This is a genomic window from Rahnella aceris, from assembly GCF_011684115.1.
GTDB classification, from domain to species: domain Bacteria; phylum Pseudomonadota; class Gammaproteobacteria; order Enterobacterales; family Enterobacteriaceae; genus Rahnella; species Rahnella aceris.
Genome location: NZ_JAADJV010000001.1, coordinates 570,630 through 586,659 on the forward strand (window position 1 = coordinate 570,630; position 16,030 = coordinate 586,659).

At 54.4% G+C, this 16,030-nt stretch carries 13 protein-coding genes; 9 read left to right on the plus strand and 4 right to left on the minus strand.

Annotated features, from left to right (window positions below):
- Window positions 1–304 precede the first annotated feature (304 nt).
- Window positions 305–1,504: an MFS transporter TsgA gene (tsgA, locus tag GW591_RS02610; RefSeq protein ID WP_013574731.1), complete on the minus strand. Its 1,200-nt coding sequence runs from the start codon at window positions 1,502–1,504 to the stop codon at window positions 305–307.
- A 277-nt stretch (window positions 1,505–1,781) separates the two neighbouring features.
- Here tsgA and GW591_RS02615 point away from each other — a divergent pair, with 277 nt between their 5' ends.
- The 5 genes from GW591_RS02615 (at window position 1,782) to gsiD (ending at window position 8,238) form a co-directional block, all read left to right on the plus strand.
- Complete coding sequence (locus tag GW591_RS02615; protein WP_166860052.1) at window positions 1,782–2,786, plus strand: isoaspartyl peptidase/L-asparaginase family protein; 1,005 nt, start codon at window positions 1,782–1,784, stop codon at window positions 2,784–2,786.
- On the plus strand, window positions 2,783–4,651 hold the full coding sequence (locus tag GW591_RS02620) for a dipeptide ABC transporter ATP-binding protein (protein WP_013574733.1): 1,869 nt from the start codon (window positions 2,783–2,785) through the stop codon (window positions 4,649–4,651). The genes GW591_RS02615 and GW591_RS02620 overlap by 4 nt, the downstream gene beginning before the upstream one ends.
- Before the next feature lie 72 nt (window positions 4,652–4,723).
- Window positions 4,724–6,280: a glutathione ABC transporter substrate-binding protein GsiB gene (gene gsiB, locus GW591_RS02625; RefSeq protein ID WP_112198003.1), complete on the plus strand. Its 1,557-nt coding sequence runs from the start codon at window positions 4,724–4,726 to the stop codon at window positions 6,278–6,280.
- A 108-nt stretch (window positions 6,281–6,388) separates the two neighbouring features.
- The gene (gene gsiC, locus GW591_RS02630; protein ID WP_015689564.1) at window positions 6,389–7,309 is read left to right on the plus strand and encodes a glutathione ABC transporter permease GsiC; all 921 of its coding nucleotides are present in this window, start codon (window positions 6,389–6,391) and stop codon (window positions 7,307–7,309) included.
- A gap of 8 nt (window positions 7,310–7,317) precedes the next feature.
- Window positions 7,318–8,238, plus strand: a complete 921-nt coding sequence (gene gsiD, locus GW591_RS02635; protein ID WP_013574736.1) for a glutathione ABC transporter permease GsiD — start codon at window positions 7,318–7,320, stop codon at window positions 8,236–8,238.
- Between the two features lie 63 nt (window positions 8,239–8,301).
- Here gsiD and fghA read toward each other — a convergent pair whose 3' ends face one another.
- The 3 genes from fghA to ptrR are packed head-to-tail and all read right to left on the minus strand — an operon-like array spanning window position 8,302 to window position 11,268.
- Entirely contained in the window at window positions 8,302–9,159 is an 858-nt protein-coding gene (gene fghA, locus GW591_RS02640; protein WP_013574737.1) for an S-formylglutathione hydrolase, read from the minus strand.
- An 11-nt stretch (window positions 9,160–9,170) separates the two neighbouring features.
- On the minus strand, window positions 9,171–10,295 hold the full coding sequence (locus tag GW591_RS02645) for an S-(hydroxymethyl)glutathione dehydrogenase/class III alcohol dehydrogenase (protein ID WP_013574738.1): 1,125 nt from the start codon (window positions 10,293–10,295) through the stop codon (window positions 9,171–9,173).
- Window positions 10,296–10,338: 43 nt separating this feature from the next.
- Window positions 10,339–11,268, minus strand: coding sequence for a putrescine utilization regulator PtrR (ptrR, locus tag GW591_RS02650; protein ID WP_013574739.1), 930 nt, complete (start codon window positions 11,266–11,268; stop codon window positions 10,339–10,341).
- A 198-nt stretch (window positions 11,269–11,466) separates the two neighbouring features.
- Between ptrR and GW591_RS02655 the strand changes: the two genes are divergently transcribed.
- The 4 genes from GW591_RS02655 to galS all read left to right on the plus strand — a co-directional run bounded on the left by GW591_RS02655 (window position 11,467) and on the right by galS (window position 16,017).
- Window positions 11,467–12,594, plus strand: a complete 1,128-nt coding sequence (locus GW591_RS02655; protein WP_112198005.1) for a YbfB/YjiJ family MFS transporter — start codon at window positions 11,467–11,469, stop codon at window positions 12,592–12,594.
- Window positions 12,595–12,719: 125 nt separating this feature from the next.
- The gene (gene folE, locus GW591_RS02660; protein WP_013574741.1) at window positions 12,720–13,385 is read left to right on the plus strand and encodes a GTP cyclohydrolase I FolE; all 666 of its coding nucleotides are present in this window, start codon (window positions 12,720–12,722) and stop codon (window positions 13,383–13,385) included.
- Between the two features lie 175 nt (window positions 13,386–13,560).
- The gene (yeiB, locus tag GW591_RS02665; RefSeq protein WP_015689565.1) at window positions 13,561–14,715 is read left to right on the plus strand and encodes a DUF418 domain-containing protein YeiB; all 1,155 of its coding nucleotides are present in this window, start codon (window positions 13,561–13,563) and stop codon (window positions 14,713–14,715) included.
- A gap of 270 nt (window positions 14,716–14,985) precedes the next feature.
- Window positions 14,986–16,017: an HTH-type transcriptional regulator GalS gene (gene galS / locus GW591_RS02670; protein ID WP_119261423.1), complete on the plus strand. Its 1,032-nt coding sequence runs from the start codon at window positions 14,986–14,988 to the stop codon at window positions 16,015–16,017.
- The last annotated feature ends 13 nt before the right edge of the window (window positions 16,018–16,030 follow it).

Genomic DNA, 16,030 nt, shown 5'->3' on the forward strand with positions numbered 1-16,030 from the left:
CTACAGTTTTCCATTTTTCCGGATTATTTCCCATTTTATATTTCGTCCCGTCAGAATTTTTTAAAGAGTCTGGCGGACATTCTACGCATATTTATTTTTTAAGTTATTAATTGTATATTAAGGTATGCTTAATTTAAGATGTTTATGAATGTGTAATATGTGGGCGTTAACGTAATGAATAATGGGGATTAAATAATAGGGGGTGATAATATTGTTTCGAGGTGTGTATATATTATCGAACGGATAGACACAAAAAATCCGACCGCAAAAATGCGGTCGGATTTTTATTACTCAAACAACGTTTTCAGTGTGCACTGACTTCGTGGTTAATTCTCTCTGCTTTGCTCTTCAGGCCGGCAAGTACCACCATCAGCACCAGCAACGCATAGGAAATGGTCGCGATATTCAGCGCCCAGAACAAACCGTATTCGTTGTAGATGAAAGACGAGAAGGACGCGAAAATCAGCGTGCCGACGGAACTGGTGGTCAGCAGCGCAGAGGTCAGCGTTGGCGGGGAGTTTTTCACCTGCAGGCTGCCGTAGCTCATCAGACCGGAGAACATTCCTGAGTTACAGAAACCGAACAGACCCACGGCGACGAGCACCAGCGTCGGCGAATTGCTGGTGGTCAGCACCGCCAGGCTTGCCATGCCGACAATCACGGAAATCAGCAGGAAAGTACGCAGTTTCACGAAACGCACGGTGAACTGGTTCAGGAACAGGCCAATCGCTTTCACCATCCAGTAGGTGGTGATGTAAATCGCGGCACGGTCCGTTTCCATATTGAAGTGCTCATGCAGCCAGCTTGGCATCCACAGCGTGAAGACCAGCTCGGTAAAGACAAAAGCAAACAGCGCAATACACAGGAAGAATACCGCGATGCCCCATGGCTCTTTCACCACGTTGTGCGTCGATTCGTTTTTAACCGGTTGCGGAACATTCGGGAATTTCTGACCCGCGCACAGTAAAATCATCAGCAGGCTCAGGACACCCATGATGCCGTACATCGCCAGCCAGCTTGCGCCATGTTTGAACAGGAAACCCAGCACCAGCGACAGCGTCATACCGGAAAGCGCGAAGAAGAAGTCGGTAAAGATCAGGTTCGCGGAACGTTTTTTCGGATCGTCATTAATACGTACGACCAGATAGCTGCCGATAGACATCATCAGGCCCGCCGTGGCGCCGATCAGGAACACACCCACGCCGAACAGTGTAATAGACGGCATGATAAACAGCGCGATACACACCAGCACGGAAATGAAAGAGCCGGTCATCAGTTGTTTGCCCAGATCAAACTTACGCATCAGAATGCCGCTGATCATAATGGGCAGGAACAGGCCAATGTTCATTAAGGAAAACATTTGACCGATAAAGCCCGGATCTTTGTTAAATGCCGTAGCCACCGGCCCGATAACAATGCCCAGAGTGGAAACCAGTCCACCGGTAAAGAAATAGCTGAGCCATGAGATCACATTAATCCGACGGCGGTTATAAACAGTTTCCATAAACTGATTTCCTAAAAAGAGAAAATAAAAAAGCGGCGGAAAGCTTATCCAGAGATGCTTTTATCCGTAGTTAAGACGTTTATTATTGCTGTTCTTTGGTCATTTGTCCCGCAGGTATATTCAATTGCAGCATTTGTTTTTCCTAAACAATCTAAGCAATTAGCGACTTTTTGATGGTGCGACATTTCCGCTTTACATACTGTTGCGGGCTAAATATAGTCAAAAACAGCTCAACATTTTCCTATACATAAATACAACATCGAAAGGTGCAGCGCTAATGAGTTTTTCTACTGATAATTCAGCGGCTTCCGTTTCGGACAAGAAGCGGCCGGTTATTGCGATCCACGGTGGTGCAGGGGCGATTACCCGCGCGGCAATGAGCGCTGAAAAAGAACGACTTTATTTAGCCGAACTGGAGAGAATAGTCACCTGCGGACAGGCTATTCTGGCCTCCGGCGGCAGTGCACTGGATGCGGTCACCGAGGCGGTGCGTCTGCTCGAAGAGTGTCCGTTATTTAATGCGGGAAAAGGGGCTGTTTTTACCCATCAGGGCACGCATGAGTTAGACGCCTGCATTATGGATGGCCGGACGCTCGATGCCGGAGCCATCAGTGGCGTGAATCATATCCGTAATCCGATCCTGACCGCCCGCAAAATTTTGGAAGTCAGTCCGCATGTGATGTTCACCGGGGCGGGGGCGGAAGCCTTTGCCTGCGAGCACGGCCAGGAAATGGTCGGGGCGGACTATTTTTTCACCCAGGAACGTTACGATCAGTTGCAGCGGGCCATCGCCGCTGATCAGGGTGTCATGCTCGATCACGACGGCGCTTCGCTTAACGACGCTGACCCGCTGGATCCTGAACATAAATTCGGTACCGTCGGTGCGGTGGCGATGGATGCGCTGGGCAATCTGGCGGCAGCCACATCCACTGGCGGTATGACCAACAAACAGGCCGGACGCGTCGGCGATTCGCCGATTATTGGCGCAGGTTGTTACGCCAGCAATAATACGGTGGCGATTTCCAGCACCGGTACCGGCGAAGTGTTTATGCGTACGGTGGCGGCCTATGATGTGGCCGCGCTTATCGAATACGCCGGCCTTTCACTGGAAGAGGCCACACATAAAGTTGTGCAGGAAAAACTGCTGCCCCTGGGGGGAAGCGGCGGGATGATTGCGGTGGATAAATTTGGCAATGTGGTGCTGCCTTTCAACAGCGAAGGCATGTACCGTGGATTCGCCCGTGTGGGCGATGTGCCCGTCGTCAGCATTTACCGTTCATGAACAGCCCGATGAACGGTCCTCTTATTCTGCCGCCCGAACACGTGCTTGCCGTCAGCCAGCTTAGCGTGCAGTTTGCCCATGAAAGGCAGGTCATTCAGGCGGTCAGTCATCTCAGTTTTCAGGTAAAACGCGGTGAAACGCTGGCGATTGTTGGCGAATCGGGTTCCGGAAAATCAGTGACCTCACTGGCGCTGATGCGGCTGGTGGAACAGGGCGGCGGGAAGATTTCACAAGGTGAAATGCAGTTGCGCCGCCGTAACGGTGAGATAGTCGATCTGATGAATGCCACGCAGCCCGCCATGCGTAACCTGCGCGGCGCGGATATGGCGATGATTTTTCAGGAGCCGATGACGTCGCTCAATCCGGTCTTCCCGGTGGGGGAGCAAATCGCCGAATCGATCCGCTTGCACCAAAATAAAGATCACCGGGCAGCCCGTGCGGAAGCATTACGGATGCTGGATCTGGTGCGGATTCCCGAAGCCAGAAATATTCTCGACAGTTACCCGCATCAGCTTTCCGGCGGTATGCGCCAGCGGGTGATGATTGCGATGGCACTCTCCTGTAAACCTGCGTTGCTGATTGCCGACGAACCGACCACGGCGCTGGATGTCACCATTCAGGCGCAAATTCTGCAACTGATCCGGGTGCTGCAAAAAGAGATGCAGATGGGGGTGATTTTTATCACGCATGACATGGGGGTGGTGGCCGAAATTGCTGATCGTGTGCTGGTGATGCATCAGGGCAACAGTGTGGAAACGGGGGAAGTGAACGCGATATTCCGTTCTCCGCAGGCGCCTTATACCCAGACGTTGCTGGCGGCGGTGCCAAAACTCGGTTCGATGGCGGGTAAACCGCTGCCCGCACGCTTCCCGGCACCCACACAACAGGAAAGCGATCCGGAACTGATTCAAAACACCCTGACGCCAGGCGTGCCCCCGATATTACAGGTGCGTGATCTGGTTACGCGGTTCGACCTGCGCAGCGGCATTTTCAATCGCGTGACCCGCCGGGTTCATGCCGTGGAAAAAGTCAGTTTTGATTTGCATCCCGGTGAAACGCTGGCGCTGGTGGGGGAGTCAGGCTGTGGTAAATCCACCACCGGCCGTTCGCTGCTAAAACTGGTGAAGAGTCAGGGGGGCACCATCACCTTTAACGGCCAGACGCTGACTGATATCGGCGGCAGTGAACTGCAACATCTGCGCCGTGATATCCAGTTTATTTTTCAGGATCCCTACGCCTCGCTCGATCCGCGCCTGACGGTAGGATATTCCATTATGGAACCGCTGCTGGTTCACAATCTGGCAAAAGGCGCAGAAGCCGAAGCCCGTGTGGCGTGGTTGCTGGAAAAAGTCGGACTGCTGCCGGAACACGCGCAGCGCTATCCTCATGAGTTTTCCGGCGGCCAGCGGCAGCGAATTTGCATTGCGCGTGCGCTGGCCCTTAATCCAAAAGTGGTGATTGCCGATGAATCGGTTTCGGCGCTGGATGTGTCTATCCGCGCGCAAATCATCAATCTGCTGATGGATTTGCAGAAAGAGTTTGGTCTGGCATTTTTGTTTATTTCTCACGATATGGCCGTTGTTGAACGCATCAGCCACCGCGTGGCGGTGATGTATCTCGGGCAGATAGTGGAAATCGGCTCGCGCCGTGCGGTATTTGAAACACCCCAACATGCGTATACCCGCAAACTGATGGCGGCTGTACCGGTCGCCGATCCGGCGCACAAGCGAAAAGACCAGGCGCTGCTGGTGGATGAAATCCCCAGCCCGATCCGCGGGCTGCACGATGACCCGGTGGTGATGCCATTGGTGAAGGTGGGCGAAGGTCATTTCGTCGCCAGACATACGATTGCGGGTATTTACTGATTTTTGTGGCGGCTTATTTTGAGTCGTCAATTCTTAGTAAGACAAACGGGTAAGACAGGAAAAGGAACTGACATGAATCAGCAGAAATCTAAAGGTAAGAACGTTGTCCGTCAGGCCGTGCTCGCTGCCGCTGTTTTCGGTTCGCTGGCGTCGGCTTCTGCATGGGCGGCAAAAGACGTGGTTATCGCCGTAGGTTCTAACTTCACCTCGCTTGATCCGTATGACGCTAACGACACCTTATCGCAGGCGGTCGCCAAATCTTTCTATCAGGGGCTGTTTGGCTTTGATAAAGATATGAAACTGGAAAACGTTCTGGCGGACAGCTATACCGTCAGTAAAGACGGTCTGGTTTACACCATCAAACTGCATCCGGGCATCAAATTCCAGGACGGTACTGACTTCAATGCGGCGGCGGTGAAGGTCAACTTTGATCGTGCCAGTAACCCGGACAGTCACCTCAAGCGTTATAACCTGTTTAAAAATATCGCCAGCACTGAAGCCGTTGATGACACCACGGTGAAAATCACGCTGAAAGCGCCGTTCTCCGCCTTTATCAACATTCTGGCGCACCCGTCTGCGGTGATTATTTCCCCGGCGGCGCTGACCAAATACGGCAAAGACATCGGTTTCCATCCGGTCGGTACCGGCCCGTATACGCTTGAACAATGGAACCAGACTGACTTTGTGAAAGTGAAGAAGTTCGACGGTTACTGGAAAAAAGGTGAGCCGAAACTCGATACCATTACCTGGCGTCCGGTGGCTGATAACAACACCCGGGCAGCCATGCTGCAAACCGGCGAAGCGGATCTGGCGTTCCCGGTGCCTTACGAACAGGCAGCCTTATTGGAGAAAAATGCCAAACTGGATCTGGTGACGGCGCCATCGATTCTGCATCGCTACATCAGTTTCAATGTCACGCAAAAACCGTTCGATAATGTGAAAGTGCGTGAGGCGATTAACTACGCGATTAACAAGCAGGCGCTGATCAAAGTGGCGTTTGCCGGTTATGCTGTGCCGTCTGAAGGGCCATTGCCGCAGGGCATCGAATACGCCGCGAAATTTAAACCGTGGCCGTATGATCCGGCAAAAGCCAAAGCATTGCTGAAAGAAGCCGGTTACCCGGATGGTTTCACCACTACGCTGTGGTCCTCACACAACAACAGTACCGCGCAAAAAGTGTTGCAGTTCACCCAGCAACAACTGGCACAGGTCGGTATCAAGGTGACGGTTACCGCCATGGACGCCGCACAGCGTGCTGCGCAGGTTGAGAATGTGGGGCAGAAAGAGGCGGGCATCCGCATGTTCTACACCGGCTGGTCGGCGTCTACCGGTGAAGCAGACTGGGCGTTGTCTCCGCTGTTCTCCACACAGGCCGCGCCACCGAAGCAGTTCAATACCGCGTTCTACAGCAATGCGCAGGTGGATAAAGATTTGACCGATGCGCTGAAAACGACTGACAAAGCTGAGAAAGCTAAACTGTACGCTGATGCCCAGAAGCAAATCTGGAGCGATGCGCCGTGGGCGTTCCTGGTCACTGAACGTCTGGTTTCAGCCAAAAACAAACGTCTGACCGGCTTCTATGTGATGCCCGATACGGCGTTCAGTTTTGATGATGCAGATGTGAAATAACAGGCGGTGAGGCTTTCAGGGCGCGTGGCGCACAGCGTGCGTGCCCTGAACTCGTGTGTTCCGGGTCCGGAACATGGATGTCTACCGTGAAATCACAGACAGCGAATCATGCTTAATTATTTTTTAAAACGATTACTCGGACTGATCCCGACACTGCTGATTGTGGCCGTGCTGGTGTTTTTATTTGTGCATCTGCTGCCGGGCGATCCGGCGCGGCTGATGGCCGGGCAGGATGCCGATGCCAGCGTAGTGGCGCTGGTGCGTCAGGATTTGGGGCTGGATAAACCGCTTTATCAGCAATTCTTCACTTTCTTTGGCAATGCGCTGACCGGTGATTTCGGCCACTCAATGGTCTCAAAACGCCCGGTCATTGATGAAATCAGTTCGCGCTTTATGCCGACCTTTTGGCTGACGCTGACCAGCATGGTGTGGTCGGTGATTTTCGGGCTGGTGATTGGCGTGGTATCCGCCGTGTGGCGTAACCGCTGGCCGGACAGACTGGGCATGGCGCTCGCCGTTTCCGGTATTTCCTTCCCGGCCTTCGCGCTGGGCATGCTGCTGATGCAAATCTTTTCTGTTGAACTGGGCTGGTTGCCGACGGTGGGCGCTGACAGCTGGCAGCACTATATTCTCCCTTCTGTCACACTCGGTGCAGCGGTGGCGGCGATCATGGCCCGCTTTACCCGCGCCTCTTTTGTCGAAGTGATGCAGGAAGATTATATGCGTACTGCGCGTGCCAAAGGCGTGCACGAAGCGGTGGTCGTGGTCAAACATGGCCTGCGTAACGCGATGATCCCCGTCGTGACTATGATGGGACTGCAATTTGGCTTCCTGCTCGGCGGTTCGATTGTCGTGGAGAAAGTGTTCAACTGGCCGGGGTTAGGGCGGTTGCTGGTCGATTCGGTTGAGATGCGCGATTATCCGGTGATTCAGGCAGAAGTGCTGTTGTTCTCGCTGGAATTTATCCTCATCAATCTGCTGGTGGACATGCTGTACGCCGTCATCAACCCTTCCATCCGATACAAGTGAGTAAGCGCATGAAAAACTGGCGGCGAAATGCCGTACTCGCGGGTTTACCGGTAATCACGCCGGGAACTGTGCAACCACAGGCGGGAAGGACACCGTGGAAAGCGTTCTGGCGTCGTTTTCGACGGCAGCACATTGCGATGATTGCGGGAGTTTTTATCCTGCTGCTGATTGCTGCGGCCATTCTTGCGCCGTGGCTGGTGCCCTTTGACCCGGAAAATTATTTTGATTACGACCGTCTGAACGAAGGCCCGTCGCTGATCCACTGGCTGGGTGTGGATTCGCTGGGGCGTGATATTTTCAGCCGTATTCTGATGGGTGCGCGGATTTCACTGACGGCTGGTGTCCTTTCTGTGGTGCTCGGCGCGGCAATCGGCACGGTATTCGGCTTGCTGGCGGGATATTACGAAGGCTGGTGGGATCGCATCACCATGCGCGTCTGTGACGTCCTGTTTGCTTTCCCCGGTATTTTGCTGGCGATTGCCGTCGTGGCGGTGATGGGCAATGGCATGTCGAACGTGATTATTGCCGTGGCGATTTTCAGCATTCCTGCCTTTGCGCGACTGGTGCGCGGCAACACGCTGGTACTCAAACAGCAAACCTATATTGAATCGGCGCGCAGCATTGGCGCCTCTGACGCCACGATTTTATTCCGCCACATCCTGCCGGGCACGTTGTCATCGATAGTGGTGTATTTCACCATGCGTATCGGTACCTCGATCATCACCGCCGCCAGTCTGTCGTTCCTGGGCATGGGCGCACAGCCGCCAACGCCGGAGTGGGGAGCGATGCTCAACGAAGCCCGGGCCGATATGGTCATGGCGCCGCACGTGGCAATCTTCCCAAGTCTGGCGATATTCCTGACCGTACTGGCGTTTAATTTGCTGGGGGATGGATTACGGGATGCGCTGGATCCAAAATTGAAGAACTGAGATTTTTGCTTCTCCCCCTTCGCAGGGGAGAAGCAGATGGCTTCTATTTTTAGGAACCTGCACTCATGAAGGGGAGTGCAAAAACTCCGCATGGAATTTCAGGTGATCTTCCACAAATGACGCAATCGTAAAGTAACTGTGATCGTACCCCGGCTGAACCCGCAGTTGTAACGGCCAGCCGCGTTGTCGGGCGATCTCCGCCAGTTTTGCCGGTTGTAGCTGATCCGCCAGGAACTGATCGCTATCGCCCTGATCGACTAAAATCGGGAACGGTTTTTGATCCGCTGGCAATGAACTCAGCAGGTGGCAACTGTCGTATTGTAGCCACTGACTTTCGTCATCCCCCAGATACGCGCTGAACGCTTTACGTCCCCACGGCACCTGAGCCGGATTCACGATGGGCGCAAACGCTGACACCGAACAGAAACGCTGCGGATTACGCAGCGCCAGCATCAGCGCACCGTGGCCGCCCATTGAGTGGCCGAAAATCGACTGACGTTCGCTGACCTTGAAATGGTCGCTGATCAGCGCAGGCAGTTCATCAAGCAGGTAATCGTACATCCGGTAATGCGCTGCCCATGGCGCCTGCGTGGCATTCAGGTAAAAACCGGCGCCCTGACCGAGATCGTAACCGTCGTCGTTGGCGACACCTTCACCGCGCGGGCTGGTATCCGGCATCACCAGAATCACACCGAGTTCTGCCGCGACGCGCTGCGCCCCGGCTTTGATCGTGAAGTTTTCATCATTACAGGTCAGGCCCGACAGCCAGTACAGCACCGGCGGCGGCGCGTCGTGTTGCGCCGGAGGCAGATAAATGCTGAACGTCATGCTGCAATTCAGGCTCTCAGAGGTATGGCGGTAGCGCTGCTGCCAGCCGCCAAACATCCGGTGTTCTTCGAGTAGTTCAATCGAGCTGCTCATTGACACATTCCTTACTTATTAAAATGAATAACCGTACGGATAGATTTCCCTTCGTGCATCAGGTCAAAGGCTTGGTTGATTTCTTCCAGCGGCAGGGTGTGGGTAATGAAATCGTTCAGGGCGAATTCGCCGTCCAGATAACGTTGCACAAGGCCCGGCAACTGGCTGCGACCTTTCACACCGCCGAAAGCAGAACCACGCCATACGCGGCCTGTCACCAACTGGAAGGGGCGGGTGGAGATTTCTTCGCCTGCACCGGCCACGCCGATGATGACAGATTCGCCCCAGCCTTTGTGGCAGCATTCCAGTGCGGAACGCATCACATTGACGTTACCGATACATTCGAAGGAGAAGTCCACGCCGCCGTCGGTCATTTCGACGATAACGTCCTGAATCGGCTTGTCGAAATCTTTCGGGTTGATCAGATCAGTTGCGCCGAGTTTACGCGCCAGATCGAATTTGCTGGTGTTCAGATCGATACCGATGATGCGGCCTGCGCCAGCCATCACCGCGCCGATAATCGCAGAAAGACCAATCCCGCCGAGACCGAAGATCGCCACGGTGTCGCCTTTTTTCACTTTAGCGGTGTTGATGACCGCGCCCATCCCGGTGGTCACGCCACAACCGAGCAGACACACTTCTTCCAGCGGCGCTTCTTTATTGATTTTCGCCAGGGAGATTTCAGGCACCACAGTGTATTCGGAGAAGGTCGAAGTGCCCATGTAATGGAAAATCGGCTTGCCGTCTTTAAAGAAACGGGTGGTGCCGTCCGGCATCAGGCCTTTGCCTTGTGTGGTGCGGATCGCCTGACACAGGTTGGTCTTGCCGGATTTACAGAACTTACACTCGCCACATTCCGGTGTGTACAGCGGGATCACGTGGTCGCCCACGGCCACGCTGGTGACACCTTCGCCGACGGCTTCGACGACACCGCCGCCTTCATGGCCGAGGATCGCCGGGAAAACGCCTTCCGGATCTTTGCCGGACAGCGTGTAAGCATCAGTATGACAAACACCGGTGGCGACAATACGCACCAGCACTTCGCCTTTTTGCGGCGGCATCAAATCCACTTCTTCGATGGACAGAGGTTGATTCGGGCCCCAGGCGACGGCCGCACGTGTTTTGATCATTTGCATTTTTTAGCTCCAGTCAGGTGTTTTTACTTATTCGGATTTTAAGTTAATAAGTCGGATGCAACGCCGGATCGTGTTCTGCGGCGAGCGGATGTTTCAGTAACGGGATCACCCCGTCATTCTGTTCGATGATCAGTTCTTTCAGCGCCCGGACATTCGGACTGAACGCATCCCGGCGCCAGATAAGCCAGGTGGCGGTATCGGCGAATTCATCCGGCATTTCGTGAATTTCTACCCGCTCGTGGCCGGGCAACTGTTCCAGCACAGAACGCGGGATCATGGCGATACCCGCACCGCTGGCGACACAGGCCATCATGGAATGATAGGACTGAATCTCCAGGGTGTTAGCGACCGGCACATTCATGTGTTTGATCCAGCCCTGTAAACGCTGGCGGTAGGAACAACTGGGGCGGAATGCAAAAACGGTGTGGCCGCTGCGACCCGCAGGCACTTCCAGCGGCGACTCGCCCGGCGGGGTAATCACCACCATGCGCTCGCGAAAAGAAATACAGCCATTGATATCGTCAAAATCGATCGGGCCATCAACCAGGGCTGCGGCGAGACGTCCGGCACGCACGCTGTCGATGATTTCTCCGGAAGTCGCCGTCACCAGCGACAGCGCCACTTGCGGAAACTTCTGATGATAAGCGGCGAGCAAAGAAGGCAGGCGTGTTGCCGCCGTGCTTTCCATCGACCCCAGCGCGAAATTCCCGGCCGGTTCACCGGCATGCATGATGCTCATCGCTTCGTCGCTCAGCGCCAGAATGCGCTCGGCGTAGTTGAGGAAGTTATGGCCCATGGCGGACAGGCGGATGCGTTGCTTCTCGCGGATAAACAGATCGGTGCCCAGTTCGAGTTCGAGCTGGCGCAGGCGGGTGGTCAGGTTCGACGGGACACGATGCAGTTGCTCTGCCGCACGCGCCAGCGAACCGGTTTCCGCTACGCAGCAAAACATCCGTAACTGAGTGAGATCCATGATGGGTTCCTGTGTTCTCTAATCGTAAACAAGTTGGTTTGTATTATTCAGTTTCCGTGATTGTACTCATAAGGCATCATAGCGACAACTTCCAATTAACTTTCTTTTAAGAAATCTGCTGTTTTCGGCGACAGGTTTGAGTATGTTTACTCACTGTTTCTAATATGTTGCATTGCGGTTTCTTTTGACGGAGCAGTTATGGCTTTTCGTATTGCGCTAAGTGGTTTTCTGGCTTTTGTCGTCGCGATGGGTATCGGGCGTTTTGCCTTTACGCCGCAGGTTCCTTTAATGATAGCTGAACATCAGTTCAGCCTGACCGGCGCGGGGCTGGTCGCCGCGTTCAACTATCTCGGTTATCTGTGTGGCGCGTTTGATGGCATGCGTGCCAGCAAACATCTTGAACGCCGTTTGTGGCTGGGCGTGTGGGGCGGCGTGATCCTGACATTGCTGTCGGCGGTAATTTCCGGCGAAGTGCTGCACAGTATTGTGCGCTTCCTGATCGGCTGGACCAGCGGCTGGGCGATGGTCATGGTATCAGCGTGGTGTAACGAACGGCTGGCGCATTATGGCCGTCCGGCAATGAGTGCCGCGGTGTTTGCCGGGCCGGGCGCGGGGATTTTCCTCAGCGGCATGCTAGCGGTGGGTATTCACAGTTTGCAGCTCACCTCTGCGCAGGCCTGGTGTGTTTACGGCGTGCTGGCGCTGATTTTCGTGGCAATTATCACGCCGAATCTGCCGCGCAAAGGCGACCTGCACCGTTCGCACATGGCGACTGAGCCGCTGATAATGACGCCTGCGCTGAAACGTCTGGTGTGGAGTTACAGTCTGGCGGGCTTTGGCTATATCCTGCCCGCGACGTTTTTATCTCAGATGGCGAGTGCACGTTTTCCTGACAGTCTGTTCGCGCAGTTTGTCTGGCCGGTGTTTGGCGGCGCTGCGGTTATCGGCATCATCATCGGTATTCTTACCCGCCATTGTCTGACTACGCATACCCGCCTGGCGCTGACACTATGGATTCAGGGGCTGGGGATTTTGTGCGCGGAAGTGGTGCCGGGCGTCAGTGGTCTGGTGCTTGGCGCGCTACTGACCGGCGGTGGTTTCCTCAGCGTGGTGCAATTGGCCTTACAATACAGCCGCGAGCTTGCACCCAATCACAGCCGTTATATGGCCGGGTTGCTGACGACCGGTTACGCTGTTGGCCAGTTATTCGGACCGGTTCTGTCGGCGATTTCTACCGCGCTGACCCATCGTCTGGAGCCTGCGCTGTATGTCGCGCTGGCCGGTTTTATTATTGCCGGGGCGCTGGTCTTCCGGCATAAACGATAAGTTGCAGCTATTTCATCCATCATGAAGCACATTCACTGGATTCTGAACCGGCTCTCTACTACAGTAAGCCACCTCATTTTAGCGTGATCTGCGTCAAAGTGATTACATCTGCCGGAGAAGAAAGAATGCCAATCCTGAGTAAAGAAGCCATTTTGGTTCACGAGGCCCTGTTAGCCCGTGGTCTGGAAACCCCTCTGCGTGAAGCTTTGCCGATCGACAATGAAACGCGCAAGCAGCGGATCCAGGAACATATGACCGGCATCATGCAGCTTCTCAATCTGGATCTTTCCGATGACAGTCTGGCGGAAACGCCGCACCGCATCGCCAAGATGTATGTGGATGAAATCTTCTCCGGACTTGATTACGCCAACTTCCCGAAAATCACCGTCATCGAAAATAAGATGAAAGTGGATGAAATGGTCACCGTGCGCGATATCACCCTGACCAGCACCTGCGAACACCATTTCGTGACCATCGACGGCAAAGCGACCGTGGCGTATATCCCGAAAGACACCGTAATCGGCCTGTCGAAAATCAACCGCATTGTGCAGTTCTTCTCACAGCGCCCGCAGGTTCAGGAGCGTCTGACCCAGCAGATACTGGTTGCCCTGCAAACCCTGCTCGGCACCACCAATGTCGCGGTTTCCATTGATGCGGTGCATTACTGCGTGAAAGCGCGTGGTGTGCGTGACGCGACCAGCGCAACGACGACGACTTCGCTCGGTGGTCTTTTCAAATCCAGCCAGAATACGCGACAAGAATTTTTAAGAACCGTCCGCCATCCGTCGTAACTAAAGCCGCAGCGGTGTTCGCTGCGTTCGGAGACCCGAATCACTGACATCAGTCAGCTCATCGGGTTCTTCTCGCTGGCTGCCATGCTGCAACTTCATTTACTTGGATGGTAGCCACCCTGATTTTCTTCCCTTATTCTTAAATATCTCAATAATCTTCAAAAGGAATGTCAGGGTGCGCTCACGTATTGCCACGCTCGACTTTGCCCGTGGTCTCGCCATTTTTGGCATTCTTCTGCTCAATATCAGCGCCTTCGGTTTACCGAAAGCCGCTTACCTGAATCCGGCATTTGCCGGAACGCCTTCAGCTTCTGATACCTGGACCTGGGCGGTGCTCGACGCGCTGGCGCAAGGCAAATTCCTGATGATGTTCGCCATGCTGTTTGGCGGCGGTCTGTTTTTATTGCTGCCGCGCGGCAAACACTGGATCCAGGCCCGGCTGTCGATTTTATTACTGTGCGGTTTTCTTCATGCCACCCTGATGTGGGACGGTGATATTTTGCTGTCATACGGGCTGATTGGTCTGGTGTGCTGGAGGATGGTGCGGGAAGGGCGCAGCAGTCAGTCGCTGATTTCAACGGGCATCATTTTGTATCTGATCGGTGTGGCCGTGCTGGCGATGCTGGGATTTATTACCTCGCCGAAGCCCGGTAGTTTCTGGCTTCCGGGACCGGCGGAAATTCAGTATGAACAATACTGGCGGCTGAAAGGGGGTTGGGAAGCTATCCGCAACCGGCTCGATTTACTGTCATCCAGTTTGCTGGCGATTGGCGCGCAATACGGCTGGGAACTGGCGGGCGCCATGCTGATTGGCTCCGGCCTGATGCGCAGCGGATGGCTCAAAGGTGCGTTTCGCGTCTCGCATTACCGCAAGGTCGCAGCCGTACTGTTACCGCTTTCATTGCTGATTCAGATCCCGGCGATTTATCTGCAATACCGTACCGGCTGGGACTACCGCTGGAGCGGTTTTCTGTTGCAGGTGCCGCGTGAAATTGGCTCGCTGATGCAGGCGGTGAGCTATCTGGCGCTGTGCTACGGCTTCTGGCCGCTGATTTCCCGCTGGCGCATAACGCACTGGATTTCGCAGACTGGCCGCATGGCACTGACCAATTACCTGTTACAGACGCTCATCTGCATCACCTTCTTCAATGTTTTCGGCTTCTATCAGCACTTTGACCGCCTGCAGCTGGTCGCACTGGTGCCGCTGGTCTGGGTGTGCAATGTGCTGGTGACATTGCTGTGGCTGCGTCATTTCCGCCAGGGGCCGGTGGAGTGGCTCTGGCGTCAACTGACGGCGAAAGCAGCGGGTGAAGAACTAAAAGCTGCCTGAACCTGACGTTGATATATCATCCTAAATGATGGATTTGGGATGAAGGTTGCATATTTGTATGTAAACGTTTTCTTTCCTGTGACGAGATTCACGCAGGCGTTTTCGCAAAATGTTTAGGATAGCGGTCGTGCCTCTCCGATGACCACTACACTAAAAAAGGAAACGCCATGCGCACTTCACCTCGCTTCTCTTTGTCTGGTTTCTTTACCTCCTGGGTCAAAAATTTCCGTATTCCTCCGTACCATTCCCTGACTGATCACGGAGCGACGCATGGTCACAATTCGTGATGTCGCCCGGCTGGCGGGGGTTTCTGTCGCCACCGTGTCACGTGTTCTGAACAATCCGTCTATTGCCAGCAAAGAAGCGCGCGAGCAGGTGTTACAGGCCGTCGCCACGCTGGGATACCGGCCCAATGCCAATGCGCAGGCACTGGCGACGCAAAGCAGCGATACCATCGGCGTGGTGGTGATGGATGTTTCAGACCCGTTCTTTGGCGCGCTGGTGAAAGCCGTTGATACCGTCGCGCAGCAGCATCAGAAATACGTCCTGATAGGCAACAGCTATCATATTGCTGAAAAAGAAAGGTACGCCATTGAAGTTCTGATTCGTCAGCGCTGTAACGCACTCATTGTGCATTCCAAGGCGCTGGGGGATGACGAGCTTTCGCGATTTATGGATCAGGTGTCGGGCATGGTGCTGATTAACCGTGTCATTCCGGGCTACGAGCACCGCTGTGTCTGGCTTAACAACGTCAGTGGCGCGGAAATGGCAACCCGCCTGTTGCTGTCCCAGGGGCACCAGCGCATTGGTTACATCGGTTCAAGTCATGGTATCGAAGACGATTTGCAGCGCTACCAGGGCTATTCGCAGGCAATGACGCAGGCACATCAGAGCGGAGATGCGCCACCTGCTGCATGGCGGGCGCAAAGTTCGCCGGATCTGCAGGGCGGGGAAGCGGCGATGGTGGAACTGCTCGGGCGTAATCTGCACCTCAGCGCGGTGTTCGCCTACAACGATTCGATGGCTGCGGGGGCGATGGCCGTGTTGAAAGAAAACGGAATTAACATTCCCGATGACTTTTCGCTGATCGGTTTTGATGACATTCCGATTGCCCGCTATACCAGCCCGAAAATGACCACTGTGCGTTATCCGATCGTTTCCATGGCGACGCTTGCCACTGAACTGGCTTTAAAAGGTGCGGCAGAACAGTTAGCTGCGGGCATTTCGCATTGCTTCATGCCTACGCTGGTCAGACGCCACTCGGTAGCTCCCTGGCAAAATGTGGCACCCGTCACTTATTGATCAAATAACGCGA

What these genes read in the sequence shown, in the direction of transcription:
- ptrR (WP_013574739.1), bottom strand. Translation starts at nt 11,268, where the DNA reads ATGGATCTCACTCAGTTACGGATGTTTTGCTGCGTAGCGGAAACCGGT.
- gsiC (WP_015689564.1), top strand. Translation starts at nt 6,389, where the DNA reads ATGCTTAATTATTTTTTAAAACGATTACTCGGACTGATCCCGACACTG.
- gsiB (WP_112198003.1), top strand. Translation starts at nt 4,724, where the DNA reads ATGAATCAGCAGAAATCTAAAGGTAAGAACGTTGTCCGTCAGGCCGTG.
- fghA (WP_013574737.1), bottom strand. Translation starts at nt 9,159, where the DNA reads ATGAGCAGCTCGATTGAACTACTCGAAGAACACCGGATGTTTGGCGGC.
- GW591_RS02645 (WP_013574738.1), bottom strand. Translation starts at nt 10,295, where the DNA reads ATGCAAATGATCAAAACACGTGCGGCCGTCGCCTGGGGCCCGAATCAA.
- GW591_RS02655 (WP_112198005.1), top strand. Translation starts at nt 11,467, where the DNA reads ATGGCTTTTCGTATTGCGCTAAGTGGTTTTCTGGCTTTTGTCGTCGCG.
- galS (WP_119261423.1), top strand. Translation starts at nt 14,986, where the DNA reads ATGGTCACAATTCGTGATGTCGCCCGGCTGGCGGGGGTTTCTGTCGCC.
- folE (WP_013574741.1), top strand. Translation starts at nt 12,720, where the DNA reads ATGCCAATCCTGAGTAAAGAAGCCATTTTGGTTCACGAGGCCCTGTTA.
- GW591_RS02615 (WP_166860052.1), top strand. Translation starts at nt 1,782, where the DNA reads ATGAGTTTTTCTACTGATAATTCAGCGGCTTCCGTTTCGGACAAGAAG.
- tsgA (WP_013574731.1), bottom strand. Translation starts at nt 1,504, where the DNA reads ATGGAAACTGTTTATAACCGCCGTCGGATTAATGTGATCTCATGGCTC.
- gsiD (WP_013574736.1), top strand. Translation starts at nt 7,318, where the DNA reads ATGAAAAACTGGCGGCGAAATGCCGTACTCGCGGGTTTACCGGTAATC.
- GW591_RS02620 (WP_013574733.1), top strand. Translation starts at nt 2,783, where the DNA reads ATGAACAGCCCGATGAACGGTCCTCTTATTCTGCCGCCCGAACACGTG.